Annotated in this window: 20 protein-coding genes; 3 read left to right on the top strand and 17 right to left on the bottom strand. The window is 70.2% G+C overall.

All coding sequences use genetic code 11. From position 1 onward, the window contains the following. Positions 1-38 precede the first annotated feature (38 nt). From LIP_RS06725 to LIP_RS06710, 4 genes are all read right to left on the bottom strand, one after another. The gene (locus tag LIP_RS06725; protein WP_158509581.1) at positions 39-1,640 is read right to left on the bottom strand and encodes a DUF6531 domain-containing protein; all 1,602 of its coding nucleotides are present in this window, start codon (positions 1,638-1,640) and stop codon (positions 39-41) included. Between the two features lie 219 nt (positions 1,641-1,859). Continuing rightward, entirely contained in the window at positions 1,860-3,125 is a 1,266-nt protein-coding gene (locus tag LIP_RS06720) for a DUF1302 family protein (RefSeq protein WP_068135969.1), read from the bottom strand. Between the two features lie 31 nt (positions 3,126-3,156). Further along, positions 3,157-3,951 (bottom strand): outer membrane lipoprotein-sorting protein, encoded by a 795-nt coding sequence (locus tag LIP_RS06715; protein WP_068135964.1) that lies wholly within the window; start codon positions 3,949-3,951, stop codon positions 3,157-3,159. Between the two features lie 59 nt (positions 3,952-4,010). Then, on the bottom strand, positions 4,011-6,302 hold the full coding sequence (locus LIP_RS06710) for an efflux RND transporter permease subunit (protein ID WP_068135959.1): 2,292 nt from the start codon (positions 6,300-6,302) through the stop codon (positions 4,011-4,013). A 247-nt stretch (positions 6,303-6,549) separates the two neighbouring features. On the opposite strand from LIP_RS06710, the gene LIP_RS06705 reads away from it, so the two are divergent. Beyond that, positions 6,550-7,152, top strand: coding sequence for a TetR/AcrR family transcriptional regulator (locus LIP_RS06705; RefSeq protein ID WP_068135956.1), 603 nt, complete (start codon positions 6,550-6,552; stop codon positions 7,150-7,152). Between the two features lie 361 nt (positions 7,153-7,513). Here the strand turns inward: LIP_RS06705 and LIP_RS06700 are convergent, their stop codons facing one another. The 12 genes from LIP_RS06700 to LIP_RS06645 all read right to left on the bottom strand — a co-directional run bounded on the left by LIP_RS06700 (position 7,514) and on the right by LIP_RS06645 (position 21,818). Next, positions 7,514-8,527, bottom strand: coding sequence for a cytochrome c3 family protein (locus tag LIP_RS06700; protein ID WP_068135954.1), 1,014 nt, complete (start codon positions 8,525-8,527; stop codon positions 7,514-7,516). A gap of 304 nt (positions 8,528-8,831) precedes the next feature. After that, entirely contained in the window at positions 8,832-9,353 is a 522-nt protein-coding gene (locus tag LIP_RS06695) for a hypothetical protein (protein ID WP_068135951.1), read from the bottom strand. Positions 9,354-9,503: 150 nt separating this feature from the next. Further along, positions 9,504-10,511 carry an AIR synthase family protein gene (locus LIP_RS06690; RefSeq protein ID WP_068135949.1) on the bottom strand — a complete coding sequence of 336 codons (1,008 nt, stop codon included), beginning with the start codon at positions 10,509-10,511 and terminating at the stop codon, positions 9,504-9,506. 15 nt (positions 10,512-10,526) lie between these two features. Further along, positions 10,527-11,909, bottom strand: coding sequence for an aspartate aminotransferase family protein (locus tag LIP_RS06685; protein ID WP_082725968.1), 1,383 nt, complete (start codon positions 11,907-11,909; stop codon positions 10,527-10,529). 114 nt (positions 11,910-12,023) lie between these two features. Continuing rightward, entirely contained in the window at positions 12,024-13,145 is a 1,122-nt protein-coding gene (gene ald, locus LIP_RS06680) for an alanine dehydrogenase (protein WP_068141669.1), read from the bottom strand. 163 nt (positions 13,146-13,308) lie between these two features. After that, positions 13,309-14,775, bottom strand: a complete 1,467-nt coding sequence (gene pyk / locus LIP_RS06675; protein WP_068135943.1) for a pyruvate kinase — start codon at positions 14,773-14,775, stop codon at positions 13,309-13,311. A 27-nt stretch (positions 14,776-14,802) separates the two neighbouring features. Then, positions 14,803-15,897 (bottom strand): acetyl-CoA carboxylase carboxyltransferase subunit alpha, encoded by a 1,095-nt coding sequence (locus LIP_RS06670; protein ID WP_068135940.1) that lies wholly within the window; start codon positions 15,895-15,897, stop codon positions 14,803-14,805. Positions 15,898-15,996: 99 nt separating this feature from the next. Continuing rightward, on the bottom strand, positions 15,997-16,872 hold the full coding sequence (gene accD / locus LIP_RS06665; RefSeq protein WP_068135938.1) for an acetyl-CoA carboxylase, carboxyltransferase subunit beta: 876 nt from the start codon (positions 16,870-16,872) through the stop codon (positions 15,997-15,999). An 88-nt stretch (positions 16,873-16,960) separates the two neighbouring features. Beyond that, positions 16,961-17,164 (bottom strand): putative signal transducing protein, encoded by a 204-nt coding sequence (locus tag LIP_RS06660; protein WP_068135935.1) that lies wholly within the window; start codon positions 17,162-17,164, stop codon positions 16,961-16,963. Between the two features lie 89 nt (positions 17,165-17,253). Next, positions 17,254-17,511: a trp RNA-binding attenuation protein MtrB gene (mtrB, locus tag LIP_RS06655; RefSeq protein ID WP_231699351.1), complete on the bottom strand. Its 258-nt coding sequence runs from the start codon at positions 17,509-17,511 to the stop codon at positions 17,254-17,256. A 111-nt stretch (positions 17,512-17,622) separates the two neighbouring features. Further along, positions 17,623-18,174 (bottom strand): phosphatidylglycerophosphatase A family protein, encoded by a 552-nt coding sequence (locus LIP_RS06650; RefSeq protein ID WP_082725967.1) that lies wholly within the window; start codon positions 18,172-18,174, stop codon positions 17,623-17,625. Then, positions 18,171-21,818: a DNA polymerase III subunit alpha gene (locus tag LIP_RS06645; RefSeq protein ID WP_068135928.1), complete on the bottom strand. Its 3,648-nt coding sequence runs from the start codon at positions 21,816-21,818 to the stop codon at positions 18,171-18,173. The genes LIP_RS06650 and LIP_RS06645 overlap by 4 nt, the downstream gene beginning before the upstream one ends. A 501-nt stretch (positions 21,819-22,319) precedes the next feature. Between LIP_RS06645 and LIP_RS18885 the strand changes: the two genes are divergently transcribed. Beyond that, entirely contained in the window at positions 22,320-22,676 is a 357-nt protein-coding gene (locus tag LIP_RS18885) for a YtrH family sporulation protein (protein WP_068135925.1), read from the top strand. 3 nt (positions 22,677-22,679) lie between these two features. Continuing rightward, positions 22,680-23,204 (top strand): hypothetical protein, encoded by a 525-nt coding sequence (locus LIP_RS06635; protein WP_068135923.1) that lies wholly within the window; start codon positions 22,680-22,682, stop codon positions 23,202-23,204. Between the two features lie 64 nt (positions 23,205-23,268). Here LIP_RS06635 and murA read toward each other — a convergent pair whose 3' ends face one another. Then, entirely contained in the window at positions 23,269-24,573 is a 1,305-nt protein-coding gene (murA, locus tag LIP_RS06630; RefSeq protein ID WP_068135918.1) for a UDP-N-acetylglucosamine 1-carboxyvinyltransferase, read from the bottom strand. Between the last annotated feature and the right edge of the window lie 6 nt (positions 24,574-24,579).

Genomic DNA, 24,579 nt, shown 5'->3' with positions numbered 1-24,579 from the left:
GGCCGAGGAGGCAGGGGAGCGGCGGTGGACGCGCGCGGCTAGTCTATCTCCCCGAGGGAGGGCCAGGTTCGCCCTAGGCGATCGTACGGCCATCGGTGAATCCTCCCGGAGGGATCCTCGTAGGCAACCAGGTTCCCCTCCAGGTCATAGGTGTAGCGATGCTGTGCGCCCGACGGTTCGTCCACCCGGACCACCTGTCCGAGCTCGTCGTAGTGGTACCGGGTCGTCCGCCCCGCGGGATCGGTCTCGCTCAGCAGGTTGCCGAGGCCGTCGTAGGTGTAGCGGGTCAGCGCCCCGTCGTGCTCCATGCGGGTGACGAGGTTGCCCTGCTCGTCATAGACGAAGGCAGTGACGCGCCCTTCGGGATCGGTGACCGTCGCCGGCAGCCCGTTGCGGTGGTACGTATAGCGTGTCGTCCCGTTCTGCGGGTCGACGACCCGGATCAGGTTGCCTCGGTCGTCATACGTCAGCTCCGTCACGTTCCCGCGCCCGTCGACGATTCGGGTGACCCCGTTGAAATCCGGCTCGTAGGTGAAACGGTAGGCCTCCCCCGACGGCTCGAACCACTCGACCACGTTCTTCCGTTCGTCGTAGCGGGCCCTCGTCTCTCCCTCCTCAGAGTAGGCCGATCGTATCCGGTTGAAGCCGTCATCGTACTCGTGCTGGGTCACGCCGCCCGACGGGTGCTGCACCTCGATGAGGTGCCCCGTGGCGTCGAAGACGTAGACCGTCTTTCCACCCGCCATGTCCGTGTACTCGGTGCGCAGGAGATCGCCCCGCTCATACCGGAAGCGGTTGATCAGCGACCCGTCCAGCCCGAAGACCTCGCTCACTCGCCCCTCTTCGTCGTACCGATACCGGACGCTCGGCCCCAAGGGGCTCGTACGCCGGGTCATCCGGCCCTCGGAGTCGTACGCGAACTGCCAGATGGCCCCGATGGGGTTCGCAACCTGCGTCAGGCGCCCCGACTCGTCGTAGCCGTAGCGCCACCGGCGATCCTCTGGGTCCCTGAGCTCCACCAGGAGATGCCCTTCATAGAAGAGGTCGTACCTGCGGCCGACGGTGTCTTCAACCCGGATCAGCCGCCCCTCCTCATCGTAGGTGAGGCTGATGCGGTTGCCGTTGCGATCGGTGATGGACAGGAGCTTGCCCGCCGTCGGTTTTTGGTTCTCGCCCCGCCATTTCGCCCAGTACCCGTCGTAATGGTACTCCAGACCTTCCTTGGTGCGCTCCACATACGTCCCGTCCAGGTTGCGGTGCAGGGTGTTGGAGTTGAGTACGCTGGAGACGAAGTACCCCAGATCGAGGCTTATCTCGATCAAAGGGTCCCCGTCGAAGGAGTCCACGGGGATCTCGGGATCCGGTATGAAGCGGTAGTGCCACCTGCGCCCCTGCTCGTCCCGGACATCCATGGAGTAGTTCCAAAGCATCGTGAGCGTCCGGTTGTACGTGTGGGTCCACTTGGGACCCAGCGGCCCGTTGATCGACGAGTTGGATCCATAGGCCCGGGTGAACTCGAAGGGGATGCCGACTCCGGGGACGGTAAGGTCCGTCCGGCTGAAGAGGTACTCACCCGTCAAGGGGTTGGTTGGGTCGCCTACCAGACCATGGCTGCCATGCAAGCCGGGTTCTTCGATCATCCGGGCGGCCTCGTCGGCCCGGATCGGTCCCGCCCACCATGTCCAGAGAAGAAGAGGAAGTATGAGCAGGATCCGGCGCGGTCGGCCCTTCATGGTCCCGTCAGCCTCGCTTCACACCACGTGATGCCTCGCCTTACTCCCCCTTTCGTCCGGGGCTGCCGTCAGGTTGAGCGCCAGTAGCGGAAGCCGGTGCTCACAGCGGGGCCCCCGCCCCACACCCTAGAAGCTGTACTCCACCCCGGTCCAGACCCGGCCCGCCTGGCCCACGGCAGCCAAAGGGGTCCCTTCAAGCCCCCGGGCGATCCTCGCCCCGAGCCCCAGGGAGAGGCTGTCGGTCAGGGAGAGGTCCAGGGTGGCGCCGGTGAGGAAGCCTCCCCGGTCGAGGCCCAGGACGCCCTGCCAGATCAGGGCGAGAGGCCTCACGTTGAGCCACGTCGTCTCGTGGCGGAGGCCAAGGGCGACGGCGCGGCTGTCCAGGTTGAAGAGGGGCGCCCCGGCACGGAAGGGGATCTCCTCCTGAGACTCCTCCTCGGCCGGGCTGTCGATGCCGGTCACATGGGATCCCAGGTACTGGAGCATCAGAGTGGTCTCCATACCCCACAGGTACTCGAGCTGGAGCGCGTACTGGAGGTAAGGGTTCTTCACCTGCATGAAGGCGTCCTCGTCGGCTGTCAGGAAGTAGGCGGCCTCCCCCCGAAGCGTCAGGTCGCCCAGGTCGAAGACGGCCCCTTCCAGGCCCAGAACCTGCACGGGCAGGTAGTGCGCAGCGGAGGGCGGAACGGTCGGATCCGGCGTGGGCATGCGCTCGTGGCCGTCATAGTACGAGAGCGCGAGGTCGAACCGGTCGAAGCTGCGCTGGACCCGCACGCCCCAGTCCGGCGCCAGGAGGTCCACCTCGGGCTCCTCCACCGGGAACGTCAGAGGGGGACTCTCGGGCAGTCCGTGCCCGCGAAACTCGGGCAACAGCACCAGCTCGGCCCGCAGGTCCTGGTAGGTTCCCCAGTAGGAGACGGCCCGCAGCGCGGCGAGGGGAACCTTGGCCTCGGCCGGCTCCGTTGCCGACGAGAAGAGGGTGAGGTCCGCAGGGTTCAGGTTGTCCACCGGGTTGTTGCCGTCCACCGTTCCCCATGCGACCAGCTGGCGCCCGAGTCGCAGGTCCACCCGGGGGAGGTAGGCGTCCACGTACGCCTCGCCCAGGGCGAGATCGATCTCCTGGTTCCCGCCGCGGCTCTCGGCCGATCCCGAGAGGTACCAGCCGAACCGATCGGTGGACGAGAAGAGCGCCAGCTGGGCCAGCCGGTAGGCGTCGGGCACGCTCCTCCAGCCATCCTCCGGATCCAGGGTGATCCGGGGGCTGACGCTCCCCACGTAGCCGACCCCGGAAGCCCACACCGCCTCGGGTCCGACGAAAACCAGGGCCGCGGCAAGAGTCACGACGAGTACGGGGCGAAGAATCGTCCAGCGATCGGTTGGTCCGTGGGTCACCAAGGACACCTCCAGTCGGCCCGGGGTACGTCTACGGGATCCGTTCCAGGCTGCGGGGGGAGAAGAAGCTCTCGTCGATGCCCTGGTCGACGGCCATCTCGTCGAAGGTCATCACCGTGCGGTGGTTCTTCACCACGTCGACCATCTCCAGCCGTCCCGGCAGCGTGTACCCGCCGATCTGATGGATGTCCCCGACGGTCATCACCTTCCACAGGGTCGCCCCGTCGTAGAGGTCCTCCTGGAGGGTCACGAAGTCTGACATTCGGATGTACCGCCGGATGCGACTGTAGTCGCTCTCCACCCCGGCACGGGGGACCATCTCGATCACCCAGACCGCCTCGCCGTCCAGTTCCGCCTCGTCCACCAGGGTGTACTCGTAGTCGTCCAGGCGGCGGCGCCCCATGTCGTTGTAGGAGAAGTCGGTCCCCATGAAGCTGCCCGACTGGGCCGACCCGCTCACCCGCCGCGTCCGCCTCATCGCCGGCAGGTAGAGCCAGATGTCGGCTTCACCGTCTTCACGCTCCACCCGCAGGAGCGACGTCCCTCGAACCTCGCCGGGAGCGACGAACCAGAGGATCATCCGCTCGTCGCCTCGGCGGAAGGTCTGCATCTGCATCGATCGCTCGCCCCCCGCCTGGGAGATGAGCCGAATCGTCTGGGTTGCTGCCAGGTCTCTGGGTTCCGGCCGGTTCTCGGACCGCTCGACGATCTCCCGGGCGCTCATGGTCTGAGCGAGCCCTTCGGTGGGTAGAAGGGCCGCCGCCGTTGCCATTGCCAGGACCAGGAATACTGCCAGGGCTGCCAGCCCGCTCCAACCTCTCCGCACGCTGCTCGCTCCTTCCATCGTGCTTGCTCTGCGGGCGCCGCTGCGGGCGCCTGAACGCCTCACTCCGAAACGGGTCTTTCGGCATCGCTCGGGACGGGCCTGGTCGCCGCCTTCTCCCGGCCCATCAGGAGCAGGGACGGGATCAGAATCAGGGCGCCCAGGGCGGAGACGATCATCGCGAAGGTGACCAGCCCGCCCAGGAACGAGATGGGGACGAAGCGCGAGGCGAGCAGCACCGCAAAGCCGCCGCCCACCGAGAGGGCGTTGAAGGCGACTGGAGGCCCCACCTCCATGAGGGCTCCGGTCACCCGCTCCTCCCGACGACGGCCGGCATTCCCCTGGCGCTGGTAGGCCGCCACGAAATGGATCGCGTAGTCGACGCCCACGCCGATGGCGATAGCCGCCATGAGCGCGTTGACGTGGCTCAATGGGATTCCCGTCCACCCCATGATCCCGAAGAGGAGGACCACCGTCGCACCGAGGGGCACCACCGTCAGGATCCCCAGGCGGGCCGATCGGAAGGCGATCCCGGCCACGAGCACCATGATGATGAGGGCAACGATGACGCTGGTCACCGACGAGCGGACCACCAACGGTACCAGATCCCGCAAGAAGACGGCAAACCCGGTGGGGGCGGCGCGCAGGCCGGGCTTCTCGGCCTCGAGGTAGCGCTTGAGATCGTCCACCATCCGGCTCACCCGCTGGGTGGAGAGAGACTCCATCTGAACGGAGATTTGGGCCCGGTCGTAGCCGGTGGTGACGAACCGCTCCAGGTCCGCCGGGTCGCCAGAGAAGGAGTAGAGCAGGAGCAACTGGGCGACCGCCTCCCGTGTCTCCGGGATCCGCTCGAAGGCCGGATCCTCGCCGTTGAACGCCTTGTTCATGCTGGCAACCAGATCCGCGATCGAGCGGGCGTGCCCCACGCCCTCTTCGCCCTCGATGAACGCCTCTACGTCCAGCATGTCCTCGAGAAGCGCAGGATCATAGAGGTCGCCCGTCACCAGCAGGCTCAGGTTGCTGCCGGCGCTGAACCGCTCGTCGAGGAAGCTGGACGCCTGCCGCAGGGTGCTCTCGGGGGAGAGCATGCTGGTCATGCTCACCTCGACCAGGACGCGCGGTACTCCCAGGGCGGACGCTACCACCAGAAGAGTGGCAATCCCGGTGATAGCAACCCTGCGCCGGATCACCACGCCGGCCAGCCGCGACCAGAAGGTACGCAGGGCGGCCTGCCCGCCCCGGACGGCTCCATGGGCGGGCCACCTGGAGATCGAAAGGAGGCACGGAAGGAAGGTGGCCGACAGGACCCACGCCCACCCGACGCCGATGGCGGTGAGGTAGCCGTAGGGGCCCAGGACGGTGATCGGCGAGCCGATGAGCGAGAGGAAGGCGAGGGCGGTGGTCACCGATGTGAGGAGGACCGGCAGCATCAGGTGACGCACGGTCTCCGCCGCAGCTTCTCTGGCGTCGCCGCGGGCGCGCAGCCGTCGGAGGAAATGGGTGATGATGTGGATGCTATCGGCGCTGGCGATGGCCAGGAGCACGATGGGCATCGACGTGTTGGCCACGGTGAACTTGTTTCCCGTCCACCCCATCAGCCCCAGGGTGGTCATGGCCGTAAGCGCGATGACTGCCATGGTGAGGAGGGCGCCTTTGAGGGAACGCAGGCTCAAGAGGACCACCAGGAAGAGCACGAGGAAGACGAAGCGGACCAGTGACAGGACGTCGCCGCGGATCTCCTCCGCGATCACGCCCAGGAAGAAGGGCGTGCCGGCCACATGGACGTCGAGCTCTGGCTCCAGAGTATCGATGACCCGCTGGATGGCGGGCCCTGCTGCCACCTCGTCGGCATCCACCCGCAGGGTGACCAGGAGGAGGGTGTATGCCTCGTCCTCGGAGACCAGCGCCTGGAGCATCTCGTTGCCGCCGAGCGCACCGCGTGCCGCCTGCAGGTAGCCCGGCTCCTCAAGCCGCTCCATCTCCAGCAGGGGCCCGACCTCGAAGCCGAAGTCGGAGGCGATCAGGTGGTTCGCGTTGGTGATGCCGGTCACCGAGTCGACCTCGGGAAGCTCTTCGAGCCTCGCCCGGAGCTGGTCCACGGTGCGCAGGGTGGTTGGGTCCCAGATCGAGGCCCCCTCCCGCCCTGCTGCCACCACGATGGGCTCCGTGGTGCCAAAGATCTCCTCGATCTCGTGCCAGACGACCAGCGACTCCATATCGGGCGGGAGCAGCGCTTCGAGACGGTCGTCGATCTCGATGCGGGTGATGCCGAGCGCCCCCAGTAGGGAGAGCAGGACTGCCCCAGCGATCACCGCCCTGGGATGACGCAGCATGCCTTCGATCCAGCGTGCCATAGGATCAGTGCCGCCTCCGTCCGTCGAGAACACGGGCGCGACCGTGGAACTCCAGCGGCCTGTGCGGGCGCCGCGTGTACGGATTCCTCCTCACCAGATGAACATGGCGTTGATTAATGGCTACACCATCAAGTATACTGAGGCGGTCGGAGGGAGCAATGACCAATGATGGGCAGGATGCCGTCTAGTCGTCATCGCGCCCGGCGATCGTCTATCTTTCGTGGAAGAGGCTGGAGGGCGGGCCAACGTGTCCGACAGGGTTGATCGCCGCAAGAGCCGGACCCGCCGGCTGCTGCGTCAGGCGCTGGTGGAGTTGATCGACGAGGAAGGCCTCGACCGGATCACTGTCAGCAGCCTCTGCGAGCGGGCGGACATCAACCGGGGGACCTTCTACCTGCACTACCGGGACATCTACGATTTCATCGAGCGGAACACGGTCGAGGTCCTGGAGGGGCTGCGCAAGCTGGTGGACCGGGCCGATCCCTTCGAACTCCTGGCCTATGCTGCCCAAGACGAAACCTACCCGCAGATCGTCGCGATCCTGGAGTACCTGACCCAGCACGCGGCCTTCTTCAAGGCGATGCTGGGGCCCAAGGGCGACCCGGCCTTTCCCGCGCAGATCAAGGAGCTCATGGCGTCACATCTCTTTCCCAAACTCTTCTCCGGACGCGCCAGGCCGTCGGAGTTGCTCATTCCCCCCGACTACCTGATCGCCTTTGCGACCTCGGCTCAACTGGGGCTCATCCAGCACTGGTTCGATACGGGAATGGCGCACTCCCCGAGCGAGCTGGCGCTCTTCATCAGCCGCATCGTCTTCAGGGGGCCGGCAGCGGTGGTGGGGCTACTGTAGAGAAAGGAGCCGCGACCCCAGGCAGCTAGAGCCATGCCGCCTGGAGTCGGGGTCGAGAAACCAACACGCGAGTTCAATCCCAGGGGCAGGCGAATCTGCCGGCGTTCCGCGGCAATGCTTCGCTGCAGCAGACGCCGGTCTATCGGCCGGCGGGCACGGGCGAGCAGCCGCTGCTCCCGCCGGATGTTGGCCAGGAGCGGCGATGTGAGCAGCCCCATCGGGCAGGCAGCGCCCTACAGTTACCGCCTGGTCACCCTCGGGCAGCCAGCCACCCCAACAGAGAAGCGCCGGAGGCCCCGACCGGGGCCTCCGAACGACGGCCGGGGCACCGCCCGGCGCCAGTTTTGGTCTGGGTCTCCGGTCAGCGGATGGCCGCGTCGGGCACCGGATGCCCGGTCACCGCCTGATACGAGGACTGCAGGAGCTGCACCGCGTAGGCGGTGTTGTGGATGCCCAGGCTACCGTCGTTCTCCACGAAGAGCAGGTTGTAGGTGGCCTTGTAGATGGACTCGGGCACGCCCTCGAGCTTGGTCTGCCCATCCTTCTTCAGGAACTCCACCGCGCCGTGGGACTCGTGGATCACGCCGCCCCGGCCGCCGTCCAGCGCAGCCTCGATGGCCCCCTTGACGAGCTCGACCAGCCCGTGCACCTCGTCCTGCACGCCCTCCAGTCGCCGGTCGCCGTCCCAGTCCGCCGTCGCGGGCCGGTTGAAGCTCGTGGCCAGCGGATGGCAGTCGGTGCAGGCGTTCAGGTTCTCGGTGCCTTCGTAGGCCATGGTGAAGGTATGGCCCCCGATGCGCTCGAAGGGCGCCTCACCCTCCGCCGGCCCGGGTGCCATGTGGCAGGCGACGCAGCCCTCCTCCAGGGTGGTGTGCACCGAGTTGGTGTAGCGGTACCCCGGAAACTCAAAGGCCCCCGTGCCCGCCAGCATCTCGCCCTGGGGGCTCCGGTGGGGCGCCGAGAGGCCCTGTGCGGTCTTCGGGTCGCCGGTGTCGCGCCGCCCGTTGTGGCAGGTGACGCACAGGGCGGCGGAGCCGTTCTGCAGCACCAGCCCGTTGGGCAGCTTCGCTTCCCCGTACACCCTGAGGCCTTCGGGGGCCTGGGAGCCGCTCCAGTCGTGGCAGTCGGTGCATGAGAGGCCCTTGGGGTCGGTGATGGTCACGCCCTCGGGCCGCTCACCGGCAAAGGTCGGGCCGTCGTGGCAGGTGGCGCAGGCCGCCCGGGTAGCCGCACTCTCCACAGGGGTGGAGTGGGCTGAGTTGGCCAGCTCCTGCTTGGGCCCGGCCTGCGCGACGGCAGCCACCACCAGGAGGACGAAAACGAGTACGGCCAGGAGACCCCCACGCCGCAGGCCGCGTCGTGCCAAGCTCGTCACGCGGATCACCTCGCTCGTGGTAGGGCCCGCCGTTCAGAGCGAACGGCTGCCCCGGGCGCCGGCATGGGCCCGTCCCGTACAGGGTCGGCGGAAGGGCCGCCTCACCCGGCGAGGGCGTTCCCATCGGCGCTTCTGTCTCCAGCCTATCATCCAGGCAGAAACTGGAGCCAGGGGCAGTCGTCCCCACCCGGGGTGGGTTGCCCACCAGCCCCAAATGGGGTCTCCACCCGAGGGCGGGACCCGCCTGGTTCCCCGCGGGCGGGGCGATCGGGCGCGCCGTTCCCCGTCCGCACCCGGTGGTGCCTCACCCGCCGGGGCTCGTCCCCGCGACCGTCCCCTGGATACCGGCCATGGCCGCAAGCCCGGCCAGCGTTTCCATGGTCTCCATGTGCATCTCCATGAGCATCATGCGAGCTTCTTCATCGTCGGCCTCGGCCATGGCCTCCCGCAGCTCCTCGGCCACCTCCATCTCGCCCTCCATCAGCTCGGCCACCTCTGCGTCGGCCGCGGTCGGACCCGCTGCGGCTGGCTCCTCCATGGGCTGGATCTCCGAGAGCGAGGGCGCGAACCCGGCCGAGCGCGCGTGCATGCCCAGCAGCAGGCGGAGCTGCCTCCGCTCCGCTGCGATGCTCCGGCGCAGCAGGCGCCGGTCCACCTCCCGCCGGGTTCGTGCGAGTTGACGCTCCTTGCGCCGGATGTTGCGCAGGATCAGCTCGATCAGGCGAAGGATACGTAGGCTGGGGCGGAGCCTGGGGCGCGGCGCCACGGGCAGGGGAAGAACCTGCACGGGCTCCCGGCCCGGCATCACCTGATAGCTCCAGTTCATCCGTTCCACCTCCACAGGCGTCGGTTGACGCGGGCTCTCGATCGGAGCGTGCACGCTCGATCGACCCGCGCCCCATGCTACGCCGCGCCGTGGAGGCCGGGCCCGCCGCTGGTTCCTGTTCGCGTGGGCCCCGCCGTCCATCGCCCGGGCCTACCGGGTCCGCAGGAACCGCCAGAGCTCGTCCTCTTCGTCTTCGGGGAAGGGGCGCCTGCCGGCGCCGGGGCCTGGGAACGGCTTGCGCTCCAGGCGCCAGAAGCCGCTCGGGACCAGCCGGCCCACGGGGAAGGCCTGGAAGCCCTCCTCCTTCAGTCCGCCGGCCATGGCCTCGGGGTCCGGGGCGGCGATGAGGAGGGTGCCGGAGGAGATGAGCCCGGCGGGGTCCATGCCCAGCACCTCGCAGATGGCGCGGGTCTCGGGGCGCACGGGGAGGTGGTCGGTCCAGAGCTCCACCCCCAGCCCCGATGCGAGGGCCATTTCCCGGCAGGCTCCGTAGAGGCCGCCCTCGGTGACGTCGTGCATGGCCGTGGCGCCCAACCGGGCCGCCGCCAGCGCCTCAGCCACCACGCTCAGCTCCTCGGTGAAGCGTCGGGCGCGGGCCAGGACCTCAGCACCCACCCGGGGCTCCAGATCCTGGGCGAAGTCCGTGGCGAGGATGGCCGTTCCCTCCAGGCCCACGCCCTTGGTCACCACCAGCCCGTCACCCGCCCGGGCGCCCGACGCCTGCACCAGCCGCTCGGGCGGCACCCGGCCCACGGCGGTGGTGACCAGCACGGGGGCGGTCACCCGGGAGGTGATCTCGGTGTGGCCGCCCAGAACCTCGATGCCCAGCGCTTCGCAGGCGCCGGACACCTCCTCCATGAACCGCTCCACGTCTTCCGGGCCTGCGCCCTCGGGGAGGAGCAGCGTCACCTGGACCCCCACGGGGACGGCTCCCATGGCGGCCACGTCGTTGCAGGAGACCACCACCGCCAGCCTCCCCGCGCCCTCCCCCGCTCCGGTGATGGGATCGCTGGAGACCACGCAGAGGTCGCCCCCCAGGTCGATGACCGCCGAGTCGAGCCCCACCCCGGCGCGCACGCGCACCTCGGGCCTGCGGTGGCCCAGGTGGGTCAAGACCCGCCGCCTGAGCTCCGCCGTCGAGAGCTTCCCCGCCTGCACGAACCCGCCCCCCCGTCAGCCCACCCAGGCCGGCTCCAGCTTGCGAAGCCTTTCCAGCGCCCGGTCGAAGGCCAGCACCGTCTCCTCCACCTCGTCGTCGCCGTGGGCTGCGGAGAGAAAGCCGCCGGTCCGCATGAGGTCCACGCCCTCCAGAAGCATGGCCTTCCGCAGCCACTGGGTGGACGCGCCCTTGGCCGCCTCCAGCAACGCCTGCCACTGGCGGGCGGTGGGCTGGTCGCCCTCGGGAGGATCCACCCCCAGCGCCACGTGGAAGATGGAAGCCTGCCCGTAAGCGTACCCCCGCACGCCCCGGGCCCGCAGCCGCTCGTTCAGCGCCTGCAGGAGCTTGCCGGCCAGGCGGTCCACGTAAGGCAGCACCCTGCCTGAGGCGATTTCGTCCAGGGTGGCGATGCCCGCGGCGGCCGCGAGGGGGGTGGCGTTGAAGGTGCCGAAGTGGGGCACCTTCCGGGTGCGGTTCCACGCCTCGTCCCCGAAGGCCAGATGTTCCAGGATGTCCGCCCGCCCAGCCACCGCGGCGCCCGGCATGCCCCCGGAGACGATCTTCGCCAGGCACGTCAGGTCCGGCAGCACGCCGTAGCGCTCCTGAGCCCCGCCAGGGGCCAGGCGGAAGCCGGTCATCACCTCGTCGAAGATGAGCACGCTTCCGTGCTTCCGGGTGAGATCCCGGAGGCTTTGGAGCCACTCCACGTTCACGGGGATGGCGCCCCAGGCTCCGCCGCCCGGCTCCAGGATCACCGCGGCCACCTGCCCCGTGGCCAAGAGCTCCTCGACCTGGTCCAGCCGGTCCGGCGGCACCAGGCGCGTGGCGGGCGCCTCCCCGCCGGGCCCTGCCGGGGCGGCCCCATCGGCTCCCGCCTTTGGCCGTGCCCGGCCGTTGCCGGTCTCGGCGGCCTCCCCCGGAGCGATGCCCCGGCTGAGGGGCTCGTGCCAGCCGTGGAAGTGCCCGCTGAACTTGACCACCAACGGCTTGCCCGTGGCCGCCCGGGCGAGGCGGACGGCCAGTTCGGTGGCTTCGCTGCCCGTCACGGTGAAGCGGACCCTCTCGGCGGAGGGAACCATCCGCTGGATCCGCTCGGCCCACTCCAGCGCCAGGGGATGCTCGGCTCCGTAGAAGGGACCCCGGGCGAGCTGCCGCTCCACGGCCTCCACCACCTTGGGGTGGTTGAAGCCCAACAGCATGGCCCCGTGGCCCATCCAGTAGTCCAGGAGCCGATGACCGTCTGCGTCCCACTTGTACGCGCCCTGGGCCTTGGTGACGTAGGGAGGGAAGGGGTCCAGCGCGTGCGAGTCGTGCGTGAGTCCACCCGCCAGGACGTTGGCCGCCTGCTTGAAGACGGCCCCCGAGGCGGCGAACGCCCGGGCGTACGCGTGGTTCAGCGCCCGTGCGGCCTGTGCGTTCAGAAGGATCCTCCTCTTTGGTAGAAGCGTCGCCGGAACGTCCCGGGCCGGCCGGGGATCTTGGGCTTGCTCCAGCCCCGGCCGGCGCCCCGGCTACCCGGCGAGAACCCTTTCCAGAGGTACATACTCCATGTCGTGCGCCTCGGCTACCGCGGCATGGGTCACGTGGCCGTCGATCACGTTCACGCCCCCGGCCAGGACCGGATCCTCGGCCACCGCCTGCCGGACGCCCTTTCGGGCCAGCTCCACAGCGTAGGGGAGCGTCGCGTTGGTGAGGGCCAGGGTGGAGGTGCGCGGCACGGCGCCGGGCATGTTCGCCACGGCGTAGTGCACCACCCCGTGCTTCACGTAGACCGGGTCGCTGTGGGTGGTGGGGTGGTCGACGGTCTCGATGCAGCCGCCCTGGTCCACGGCCACGTCCACGATCACCGCGCCCGGCTTCATCCCCTTCACCGTCTCCTCACCCACCAGACGGGGTGCCCGTGCGCCCGGCACCAGCACCGCTCCGATGACCAGGTCCGCATAGCGTACCGCCCGGTCCACCGTCTGCTGGTTGGCTACCACGGTGATGCGGTTGCCGGTGAGCACGTCCTCCAGGTAGCGCAGGCGGTCGACGCGCTTGTCCATGATGGTCACGTGGGCTCCCATGCCCAAGGCGATGCGGGCGGCGTTGCTTCCCACGGTGCCCGCGCCCAGCACCACCACCTCAGCCGGGGGAACACCCGGGACGCCTCCCAGCAGCACCCCACGGCCGCCGTGGATCTCCTCCAGAAACTGGGCGCCCACCTGGACGCTCATGCGCCCGGCCACCTCGCTCATGGGGGTGAGGAGCGGCAGCGCGCCGTTGGGCTCCTGCATGGTCTCGTAGGCGACGCCGGTGACCCGCCGCTGCAGGAGGGCGCGCGTGACCGGTTCGGTGGCCGCCAGGTGCAGGTAGGTGAAGAGGATCTGGCCGGGCCGGAAGAGGTTGAACTCGGGCTCGACAGGCTCCTTGACCTTGATGATCAGGTCCGCTTCGGCGAAGACGTCCGCGTGGGTGGGGACCAGGGTGGCCCCCGCGGCCCGGTACTCCTCGTCCGCCATGCCGCTCCCGGCGCCGGCACCCTGCTCCACCACCACCCGGTGGCCCGCCTGCACCAACTCCGCAGCCCCCGCGGGCGTCAGCGCCACCCGGTTCTCGTCCTTCTTGATCTCCTTGGGAACGCCTACGACCACGATCTCCCCCGCCCTCCAGCCAGAATCCCAACCGTCCTGTGACTTGGGCACCCGCGGGCGGAAATCCTCCCCCGACGGGGCGGCGGCCCTCCCCGCGACCGGACCGCCCACGGCACCGGCCTCACCCCGGCTCAGGGCGGCCGCTGGCACCGCGGCGGCCGGATCAGCCCTTCCGGGATGCCTCCCCCACCATGTGCACCTGCAGCAGGTTGGTGGAGCCCGGCGTGCCCGTCTTCACCCCGGCGGCGATGACCAGCACGTCCCCTTGGGACACCAGGCCCTGGTGCCGGGCAGCGGCCACCCCCAGGTCGATCATCTGATCGATGCTCTCGGCTCGGGGCACCAGCAGCGGCACCACCCCCCACACCAGGTTGAGGCGGCGGCGCACGCCGGAACTGGGTGTGATGGCCACAATCGGGCTTTCAGGGCGGAAACGGGAGACCATGCGGGCCGTCGCCCCGGACTGGGTGGAGGTGACGATGGCCCGGGCGCCCAGGGTCTGGGCGGTCTGGCAGGTGGCATGCGCGATGGCCTCGGCCACCGACGTCCCGTCCCGGGGGCGGCGCTCGCGTAGCAAGGCCGCGTAGTTGATCGACGCCTCGGTGCGGCGGCAGATGGCGGCCATCATCCGCACGCTCTCCACGGGGTAGCGCCCAACGGCCGTCTCACCCGAGAGCATCACCGCGTCGGAGCCGTCCAGGATGGCGTTGGCCACGTCGGTCACCTCGGCCCGGGTGGGCCTGGGGTTCCGGGCCATGGAGTCGAGCATCTGGGTGGCGGTGATCACGGGCTTGCCGGCCGCGTTGCACTTCTGGATGATCATCTTCTGGGCCATGGGCACCTCTTCAGGGGGAATCTCCACCCCCAGGTCGCCCCGGGCCACCATCACCGCGTCCGCCGCCTCGATGATCTCGTCGATGGCCTCCAGCCCCTGGCGGTTCTCCACCTTGGCCACCACGGGCTGGTCGCCCCCGGCCCGCCGGATCGCGTCGCGCACCGCCTCCACGTGCTCGGCCGCCCGTACGAAGGAGGCGGCCACCCAATCCACGCCCATCTCCACGCCGAAGCGGATGTGCGCCTCGTCCTGCGGGGTGATGGGCGGTAAGCCCACCCTCACGCCCGGAAGGGTGACGCCCTTGTGGGAGGAGAGGTCGCCGCCCACCTGCACCCGGCAGCGGAGCGCCTCGCCCTCCACCGCCTCCACCCGCAGCTCCACCTCGCCGTCGTCCAGGAAGAGGGTGGAGCCCGGGCCCAGCTGCTCGGCCAGCGGCGGGTAGGGGATGGAAAGGCGCAGGGGCGCCGCCCGGGGGGGCAGGGTCGCGGAGACCTCTACCTCCTGGCCGCGCTCGAGGGTCACCCGGCCGCCGGGAACCTCCCCCAGCCGGATCTTGGGACCCTGGATATCCTGCAGAATGGCAAGCCCAGCCCCCTCGGCCTGCAGGCGGCGCACCGCCTCGATCCGGCGGCGGTGCTCGTCGAGGGTGCCGTGGGAGAAGTTTAGCCGCACCAGGTCCATGCCGGCCGCCACCATGGCCCTCAAGGTGTCGACGGACTCGGTGGCCGGCCCGATGGTGCAAATGATCTTGGTCCGTTTCAGCGCCTGAACGGGCGCCCCGTGCGGTTGGTCCATGCCTGCCCCCTCCGGGCCGCGGGCCCGCTACTCCCTGGACGGGACGTCCGCCGGGAGCCCACCCGTCCAGGCGGCCTGCCCTGAGGGTTCGTCCTCCTCCTCGTCGTCGCCGCCGGGGGTTTCCCCCTCGCCTTCGGCCGGTGCTCCCGGAAGGATCCCGGGGTGCCCCTCAGACAGCCGCCCCAGGCGCCGGTACCGCTGGTGGCGGGCCTCCACCAGCCCGTCGGGGTCCGAACCCTCCAGGGCGGCCAGCTCCCGCACCAGGACCTCCTTCAGGTTGCGGGCGGTCGCCTCCGGATCACGGTGCGCCCCGCCCATGGGCTCCGGCACGATCCCCTCCACCACGCCCAGCTCCAGAAGGTCCCGGGCCGTCAGGCGCAGCACCTCGGCCGCCTCCGCGGCCCGCTTGGTGTCCTTCCACAGGATCTGCGCGCACATTTCCGGGGAAATCACCGAGTACCAGGCGTTCTCCAGCATCCAGACGCGATCGCCCACCCCGATGGCCAGCGCACCGCCGCTGCCGCCCTCGCCCGTGATCACGCTCACGATGGGCACCCGCAGCTCCGACATGGCCAGGATCGCCTCCGCGATCACCAGGCCCTGCCCTCGCTGCTCAGCCTCGATGCCGGGGTAGGCCCCCACCACGTCGATCAGGGTGATGATCGGGCGCCCGAAGCGCTCGGCCTGCTTCATGAGCCGCATGGCCTTGCGGTACCCCTCGGGATGGGGCAGCCCGAAATTCCGGCGGATGTTCTCCTTGGTGTCGCGGCCTTTCTGGGGCCCGATCACCGTCACCGGCCGCCCGTTCAGCCGCGCGATGCCGCCCACCATGGCGGCGTCGTCGCGGTGGGTGCGATCGCCGTGGAGCTCCACGAACTCGTCGAAGATCCACTCGATGAAGTCGAGGGTGGTGGGGCGGCGGGGGTGCCGGACCAGGAGGACCCGCTGCCAGGGGGTGAGGTTGGCGAAGATCTCGTGCCGGAGTTGGTCGGCCCGGCGTTTCAGGCTGGTGATCTCGTCGCTCAGGTCGATGCCCTGCTGGTCCGTGAAGTTCTGCAGCTCACGGATCCGCTCTTCCAGCTCGATCAGAGGCCGTTCCCACTCGAAGTCGCTCGCCGCCACCCTGTCTCCTCCTCGTCCGTCGCACCACGGGGTGGGACCCCGGCCCCGGCGCCTCCCCGCTGCGACGCGGCTTGCCAGCGCGGCCGGACCTGCGGGACCCTACAGGTGCAGTCGGATGAGCTGCGCCAGCTGCTCCCGCAGCTTGGGCCGCGGGACCACCAGGTCCACCATGCCGTTCTGGAGCGCGTACTCGGCCGTCTGGAAGCCCGCGGGCAGCTTCTGGCGGGTGGTCTCCTCCACGATGCGGGGGCCCGCGAAGCCGATGCGCGCCCCCGGCTCGGCGATGATCACGTCGCCCAGGGAGGCGAAGCTCGCGTAGACGCCGCCCATGGTGGGGTCGGTCAGCACCGAGAGGTAGGGCATCCCGCACCGGCGGTAGCGCGCCACCGCCTGGCTCGTCTTGGCCATCTGCATGAGGGAGAGGATCCCCTCCTGCATGCGGGCCCCGCCGCCACCGGCCGAAACGACCACCACCGGCAACCGGTCCCGCTCGGCCCGCTCGAAAAGCCGGGTGAGCCGCTCGCCCACCACGCTACCCATGCTCCCGCCCACGAAGTTGAAGTCGAAGACGCCCAACGCCACCGGGAGCTCCTCGATGGCCGCCCGGCCCACCAGCACCGCCTCCGACAGGCCCGTCCGGGCCTGGGCCCTGGCCAGCTTCTCCCGGTACTCGGGGAAGCCGATGGCGTCCACGGAGGCCAGGTGGTCCTCCCACGCCGTGAAGCTGCCTGCGTCGGCCAGCTGCTCCAGCCGCTCCCACCCGCCGATGCGGAAGTGGTACCCGCAGCGCGGGCAGATCTGGCCGTGCTGTTGAAGTTCTTTCCTGTAAAGGATCGTCTCGCAGCCGGCACACTTGAGCCAGAGGCCGTCGGGGGCCTCCCGGGGAGCCGGCTGGGGCGGCGCCTCCCGGGTTTCGGTGGGCGTGGGGCTGACGGTGGCGTACCGGGGCCTTCCCCGGAAGAGGTCCTTCAACACGGGCACCGACTCCTCGCTGCGGGATGCTCGTCCACGCCGGCGCGCCAAAGGGACGCCCGTGCCGCGCCGGCCAGTGCCTTGCCACGCCTCAGGAGCGTCCGATCACCTGGTTCAGGATCTCCTGGGCCTCCTCCACTTCCGCCTCCGGCACCAGAATCTCTACGTTGGCCGAGTCGCCCATATGTGGCACGCCGAGGGGCCGCAGCATGGTGAGGACCCCCTCGTTCTCGAGGAGTTCCTTGATCATCTCCGCCAGCGGGCGGTTCGGAGCGATGTAGACCACGGTCCACATCTGGGACGCCCCCCAACCTGGGCTCTTCGGTATCCACCGGGACCGGCCCTGCAGGCGCGCCCCGCCGGGGCGCCAACAAAAGAGCCAGGCTACCGCCTGGTCTCCCGGTGAGGACCCGATTCCACCGTGCCGTGGGCGGTGAGGATGCGGGCCCTGCCTCGAATCTTCATGGCCGACGTGTGGCGCGTGAACTGGGCGATCATGACCTCGCCGGTGTCGAGCTTCTCACTGTGGTGAAACCGGGTCTCTTTCCCCCGGGTGAGCCCGAAGATGGTGACCCCGTCCTCCAGGGCCTCGATGACCACGAAGTCCCCAGCGACCGGCTCTTCCCAGTCCTCTTGCTCCACGCCGCCGGCCCCCTCTCCCCTGGGCAGCCCGGAAATCGCCCCCATTATAGTCTCAGGCGAAAAAGGGTGTCAACCGCCGGACCTGCCCCAGGCGGGTCCGCCCCGCCAGCCTCACCCCGACGCCGCCGGGGGCAGGCCCTCCTGGGCATCGGCTGTCACCTCGGGCTTCGTGAGCCGCCCGGCGCCCTTCTGGGCCGAGTGCTCCATCCGGGCCAGGGTGGCCGCCACCAGCGCGGCCACCAGATCGTCCATGAAGGTGTGGACCCGCCCGTTCCGGTGGCGGTTCAGGTCGCCCACCACGCCCGGCTTCTTCTTGTCCAGGTATCCGAAGCGGGTGAGGGAAACGGCCCCGTAGATGTTGGTGATGGAGGTGGCCAGGATCTCGTCGATGCCGTAGAGCGGCAGGTCCGACGCGATGGCCTCCTGCAGCGGCTCAGGCAGCGTGCCCGCCTCGGCCAGCTCGTCCAGGACCACGCCGGTCAGGATGGCGTAGAGGACCTCCCGCTTCTCCAGCACCTTCTCCAGGTGGGTGCGGCACTCGGCGAAGGTCACCTGCGGCCTTCGCTCACGGGCGATGTCGCAGGCCACCCGCACCACGTCCTCCACCCGCACGCCCCGGCGCCGCAGCGCCTCGCCCGCCGCCTCGTGCAACCCGTTCCTCATCCTCGCACACGCCCCTCTCCCCACAGCCACGCCGCCCGCACGGGTACCTCCTCGGAACCCTCCAGACGCTCCACCATCCTACCGCTTTCCTCCTCGGCAATCCAGAGCCGGCGCGGGAGGAGGGCCACCACCCGCTCGCTTCCGCCCTCGATCTCCAGCCAGACGGGCGCCTGCCCGGGCGCCGACGCCAGGAGCCCTTCCAACCGCTCGGCCCACCCCTCCACCTCTCCCCGCCCGCCGTCGCCCTGGGGATCCGAGAGCCCACGGTCTCCACCGGCCTCCTCGCACCCCAGGCGGACCCAGAGGCCCCGGGGGTTCAGGGGCGCCACCCAGCGGGCCTCGAGCTGCACGTCCCCCGCGGCGCCCCCTTGGCCCTGCCCGCGCCCGGCCCCCTCCGGGCTTGACGTGGGCGATGGGCGTGACGTGGCCGGCTGGCGCGGCGTGGACGCCTGGCGTCCCGCGGGTGCCCGCTGGGCTCGGGCGCGCCCACCCACCAGCACGGGCGGGCCTTCACCCAGCAGGTCGCGGTGGGCCTGGTAGACAGGCGGGAAGAAGACCGCCTCCACCCGGGCGCTGCCGTCGTCCAGGGTCACGAAGGCCATCGGTTCCCCCCGCCGGGTGGTGATCTCCTTCACCGACACCACCGTCCCTGCCACCAGCACGTCCTGGCCGGCACGCTCCCCCACCTCTGCGAGCGGCCGCGCCCCGTGGGCGGCCAGGCGTTCCCGCCATCCCGCCAGCGGGTCTCCCGAGAAGTAGAAGCCCAGCGCCTCCTTCTCCAGGGCCAGCTGCTCCTGGGGGCTGAAGGGGGCGAGCACGGCCTCCTGCCTCGCGGGGTGCCCCCCGACCGCCGGGCCTCGCCCTGCCTCCCTTCCGACCGGAGGGCCCGGCTCGTCCACCTGGAAGAGACGGGTCTGCCCGCGGGCCGTTGCGGCCCGGGCACCGGGCCCCCGCTCGCGCAGCAGCACCTCCAGCTCCCCCAGGAGCGAGCGGCGGTGCCCGAAACCGTCCAAGGCGCCCGCCTTCACCAGGCTCTCCAGCGCCTTGCGGTTCGGGTGGGCCTCCTCCAGCCGGTCCAGCAAGTCCTGCAGGCTCCGGAACGGGCCTTCGGCCCGGGCCTCCACCAGGCCGCGCACCAGGTCCGAGCCCACGTTCTTCACCGCCCCCAGCCCGAAACGGATCCCGCCACCCTCGGGACGGAACTCCCAACGGCTGGCATTGACGTCGGGCGGCAGCACGGGGATGCCCTGGCGCCGGCACTCTTCAAGGTATTCGGCCACCCGCTCCTCCTGTCCCATCACGCTGCTGATCTGGGCCGCCATGAAGGCCACGGGGTAGTGGGCCTTCATGTAGGCGGTCTGGTAGGTGATGCGGGCGTAGGCGGCCGAGTGGCTCTTGGCGAAGCCGTAACCTGCGAACTCAGCCATCTCCCGGAAAAGCGCCCGGGCCTGCTCCTCGGGCACCCCCCGCTCCACCGAGCGCTCCACGAACCGGCTCTCCTCGGCTTGCATCGCCTCGGGCTTCTTCTTGCCCATGGCCCGGCGCAGCAGATCCGCCTCGCCGGCCGAGTAGCCGGCCACGGCCATGGCCACCTGCATCACCTGCTCCTGGTAGAGCATCACGCCGTAGGTCTCGGCCAGCACCGGCTCCAGGACGGGCAGCGCGTGGCGCACAGGCTGGCGGCCGTGCTTCCGCTCGATGTAGTCCTGCACCCGCACCATGGGCCCGGGCCGGCCCAGGGCCAGCAGAGCCACCAGGTCCTCGAAGCGGTCCGGCCGCACCTCGGGCAGGAGGGTGCGGAACATGGAGGTCTCGAGCTGGAAGACCCCCTCCGCCCGGCCCTCGGAAAGCATCCGGTACACCTCGGGGTCGTCCTCGGGGATGGCCTCCAGCCGGATCGACCCGCCGGCCGCTTCCCCAGCCCTCTCCTCGCTCGCCAGCTCCACCGCCCGCTCCAGCACCGTGAGGGTACGGAGGCCCAGGAAGTCCATCTTCAGCAGGCCGAGCCACTCCAGGTCCTCCATGGGGTACTGGGTCACCACCACGCCCTCATGGGTGCGGGCCAGGGGCACCCGCTCCACCAGCGGCTCACGGGTGATGACCACCCCTGCGGCGTGCACCGACAGGTGCCGGGGCGACCCTTCCACCGCCCGGGCCAGGCGGATCCAGCGCTGGTGCAGGGGGTCCCCGCCTCCGGCCATGGCCCGGAGTTCCGGCTCCTGTTCGAGCGCCTGCTCCAGGGTCACGCCCGGGCCCGAAGGCACCAGCTTGGCCACCCGGTCCACCTCGGCATAGGGCACGTCCAGGAGGCGTCCCACGTCCCGCAGCGCCGCCCGGGCCGCCAGCTGCGAGAAGGTGGCGATCTGCCCCACCCGGTCGGCGCCGTACCGGCGGGCCACGTACTCCAGCACCTCGCCCCGGCGGGCGTCGCTGAAGTCGATGTCGATGTCGGGCATCGACACCCGGGCGGGGTTCAGGAACCGCTCGAAGACCAGGCCGTACCGGAGCGGGTCCACGTCGGTGATGCCCAGGCAGTAGGCGACCAGGCTGCTGGCCGCCGATCCTCGGCCGGGCCCCACCGCGATTCCCTGGCTCCGGGCCCAGTTCACGAAGTCGGCGACGATCAGGAAGTAGGACGCGTACCCCATGGAGGTGATCACGTCCAGCTCATGCGCCAGCCGCTCCCGCACCCGCGCCTCCACCCGTCCGAAGCGGCGCCTGGCGCCCCGGTCCGCCTCCTCCCGCAGGTGGCGGTCGGGCTCCAGGGGCCGCCCGTCGCGCCGGGGCAGGGGGGGCTCGGGCAACTCCGGCCGGCCGGGCTCCAGCACCGGTTCCACGGACTCCGCGATCCGCAGGGTATTGGCCAAGGCCTCGGGGATCTCGCCGAAGGCGGCGGCCATCTCCTCGGGCGTCTTCAGGTAGAAGCGGTCGGTGGGGAAGCGAAGCCGGTCGGGGTCCGCCAGACGCTTCCCCGTCTGGATGCACAGGAGGGCATCCTGAAGCTCCGCATCCGCGGGGGCCACGTAGTGCACGTCCCCCGTGGCCACCAGGGGCAGCTCGAGCTCCCGGGCCAGGGCGACCAGCTTCCGGTTCAGCTCCTCCTGGCGGGGCATGCCGTTCTCCTGGATCTCCACGTAATAGCGGCCGGGGAAGCGTTCCCGGTACCACCGGGCCACCTGGATCGCCTCGTCCTCACGGCCCTCCAGCAGCAGCTCGGGCACCTCGCTGGACATGCACCCCGACAGCACGATGAGGCCCTCGCCGTAGGCCTCGAGGAGCTCCCGATCGACGCGGGGCTTCTGGTAGAAGCCCTCGGTGAAGCCCGCGGTCACGAGCTGTGTGAGGTTCCGGTACCCCCGGGGGGTTTGAGCCAGCACCAGCAAGTGATGCCGGTGTTCGCGGCCGCCACCCGCCCTCTCGGTGCGGCGCCCGGGCGCCAGGTAGAGCTCGCAGCCCAGGATGGGCTTGATTCCATGCGCCACCGCCGCCCGGTAGAAGGCGGCCGCCCCGAACATGACGCCGTGGTCGGTGAGGGCAAGGGCGGGAGAACCCTGCTCGGCCGCCCTTCGGCAGAGCCCTTCCACGGAGGCAGCCCCGTCGAGGAGGCTGTAGACGCTGTGGACGTGCAAGTGGACGAACGCCATGCGGCCCGCTCCCGTCAGCCGTCCTCCCAGGCCCGCTGGATGCGCCGTGCAACCTCCGCCAGGCGGCCCTTTTCGAATCCGCGTTCGTATCGCCATTATAGCACAGGACCGGGGGGCGGGTCCATGGCTGGCCGGCCCGCGGCGGGCCGCGGGCGGGTCCGGGTACCCGGGAACGGGGTGAGGCGCGGATACATGGGCGCGCGTGTGTAGAATTAAACCCCAGACGTTAACGGTTATTCGGCCATTTCGCGATTTGACGCGCGCGTGTTCGCTTGCCCAAAACGCTCAACGGCGGGCCTTTCGGGTCACAGGCATCTGTCGTCGCGTGGGTTCTGCACGTTAACGTCTGGAGATGAAATCCACACGCGCCCCGGTGGCCTTCTTTGGGTCCGGGTCGGAGCCCTGGCCCGGGTTCAGTCCGCCTCCGGGTCCGGCTCTTCGGCCGCGTCTTGGTCCGGGTCTTGCCCCGCGCCCCGCCGGCATAGGACGAAGGAGGAGCAGGTGGAACCGGCGGAAGGGGGCGCCAACGTGCTGCTGCGGGTGGCCAAGGAGCTTCTCCTTCCCTTCTGTACCGCCTTCGGCGTGGTCCTGGGCGGGTCGCTCCTGGGGTCGCTCGCCATCGTCCTCACCCGAGGATCGCCCCTAGCGGCCATCGCTGACCTCTCGGGCAAGATCCGGCTCTGGGCCATCGCGGTAGCCATCGGCGGTACCTTCGACACCCTCACGGCGCTGGAGTCGGGGCTCTTCGGGGGACAGGTCTTCCTGCTGCTGCGGCAGGGGGCTGTGGTGGCGGCCGCGCTGTTCGGAGCGCACGCCGGCTACTGGCTCCTGGCCAGCCTGGTGAATCTGCGAGGCTAGGCCATGACCCAGACCCCTCGGACCCAGAGGAGCCGAACCCTCTTCGTGACGTGGAGCCGGCGCCAGTTCCGGGTGCTCCTGGCCTGGCTGGTGCTGGGCACCGTGATGGGGATGGCGGCAGCCACCCTTCTCCTGGGGCACCAGGTGGACCGGCTGGAGTTGGAGCGGAGGCGGCTGGAGCTCGAGCTGTCCAACCGGGCGGCCCAGATCGAGAAGCTGGAGGAGAGCCTCGAGGCCCGCCGGCGCCAGGTGGTGCGAGAGGTGGAGGTCCGGGTGCTGGACTTCTCCGATGCCCGCCGGGAGGTGGAGCTGGAGGCGGCCGTACACGGGCTCTACCGGCACGCGATCGGCAGCGACCTGTCAGAGCTCGACCCGTCGATCCTTCGGGCTGTGGCCCACAACCGCACGGTCACTCTGGGAGAGACGGCCTACACCCTGCAGGTGGAGTTCATCTGGGCCGTGGCCGGGCGGCTGGTGGTCTGGGTCCGAACCCGGCCGGGTCCGCTCCCCGATCGGCCGCAGCCCTGAGGCTCGACCGGTTGATCCTTCTGCGACGGCCACAACCCTGAGCTGGCGAAGAGCGTCCGGGAGTTCAGCAGCCCATGGCTGGAATGAGGGTGTGGTCCCGGGCGGGCCGGTCGGGATCCACCCGGCGGATGCGGGCCCCGAGCTGGTTCAGCTTCTCCTCGAAGCGGTCGTAGCCCCGGTCCACGTGTTCGACGGACTGGACCTCAGTGCGGCCCTCCGCGGCCAGGCCGGCCAGCACCAGCGCAGCGCCCCCTCTCAGGTCCGGCGCCTCCACGGGTGCACCCGTGAGCCGCTCCACGCCTTCCACCAGCGCCCGCTGGCCGTCCACCCGGATGTGGGCGCCCATGCGGCGCAGCTCGTCCACATAGCGGAAGCGGTCGAAGATCGTCTCTCGGATGGTGCTGATGCCCCGAGCCAGGGAAAGGAGCGCGACCATGGGTTGGTGCAGATCCGTGGGGAATCCCGGGTACGGAGCCGTCTCCACCTCGAGGGGACTGGGCCGGTCGTCCATGGCCAGGCGAAGGGCGTCGGGGCCGGCGGGTTCGACCCTGGCCCCGGCCTCCTCCAGCTTGCGGAGGGCGGCTTGCAGGTGCTCGGGCGTCACGTTCCGCAGCGTCACCTCCCCGCGGGTGATGGCCGCAGCCACCAGGAAGGTTCCCGCTTCCACCCGGTCCGCAATGACGGCGTGGCGGGCCGGGTGTAGGGTGCGGACGCCCTCGATGGTCACCGTGGGTCCGCCGGCTCCGTTCACCCGGGCGCCCATGCGGTTCAGGAACGCGGCCAGGTCCGCCACCTCGGGCTCCCTGGCCGCGTTCTCCAGCACCGTGGTTCCCTCTGCGAGGGCCGCGGCGAGCATGAGGTTCACCGTGGTTCCCACGCTGGCCCGCTCCACCAGCACCGGCCTGCCGTGAAGGCCGCGAGGTGCTCCGGCGATCATGTAGCCGTGCTCGATGCGGATCCGGGCGCCCAGCTGCTCGAAGCCCCGCATGTGGAAGTCGACGGGGCGCGAGCCCAGCGCGCAGCCGCCCGGCAGCGGCACCTCGGCCCTACCGAGGCGAGCCAGCAGGAGCCCGGCCACGTAGAAGGAGGCGCGCATGCGCCGCACCAGGTCGTAGGGCGCCCGGTGGTGCCGCAGGCGGGAGCCGTCGATGACACACGTCCCGCCTGGGCTGAAGGAGACCGACATCCCCAGCTCCCGAAGGATCTGCGCCATGGTGGTCACGTCGGTGGTGGGGGGAATCCGTTCCAGCACCGACTCCCCCTCGGCCAGCCCCGCGGCCGCCATGATCGGCAGTGCGCTGTTCTTGGCCCCGTCGATCTCCACCTCGCCCTGCAGGCGGCGACCTCCCTCTACCAGGAGCCGGGCCACGACGGT

This window comes from Limnochorda pilosa, from assembly GCF_001544015.1.
GTDB lineage: Bacteria > Bacillota > Limnochordia > Limnochordales > Limnochordaceae > Limnochorda > Limnochorda pilosa.
The sequence above is the reverse complement of the archived record's forward strand: the minus strand, read 5'-3'. Positions and strand labels throughout refer to the sequence as shown.

Coding starts and splice junctions, on each gene's coding strand:
- LIP_RS06725 (WP_158509581.1), bottom strand. CDS start 1,640: ATGATCGAAGAACCCGGCTTGCATGGCAGCCATGGTCTGGTAGGCGAC.
- LIP_RS06650 (WP_082725967.1), bottom strand. CDS start 18,174: ATGAGGAACGGGTTGCACGAGGCGGCGGGCGAGGCGCTGCGGCGCCGG.
- pyk (WP_068135943.1), bottom strand. CDS start 14,775: ATGGACCAACCGCACGGGGCGCCCGTTCAGGCGCTGAAACGGACCAAG.
- LIP_RS06710 (WP_068135959.1), bottom strand. CDS start 6,302: ATGGCACGCTGGATCGAAGGCATGCTGCGTCATCCCAGGGCGGTGATC.
- LIP_RS06695 (WP_068135951.1), bottom strand. CDS start 9,353: ATGAACTGGAGCTATCAGGTGATGCCGGGCCGGGAGCCCGTGCAGGTT.
- LIP_RS06635 (WP_068135923.1), top strand. CDS start 22,680: ATGACCCAGACCCCTCGGACCCAGAGGAGCCGAACCCTCTTCGTGACG.
- LIP_RS06660 (WP_068135935.1), bottom strand. CDS start 17,164: ATGTGGACCGTGGTCTACATCGCTCCGAACCGCCCGCTGGCGGAGATG.
- LIP_RS06645 (WP_068135928.1), bottom strand. CDS start 21,818: ATGGCGTTCGTCCACTTGCACGTCCACAGCGTCTACAGCCTCCTCGAC.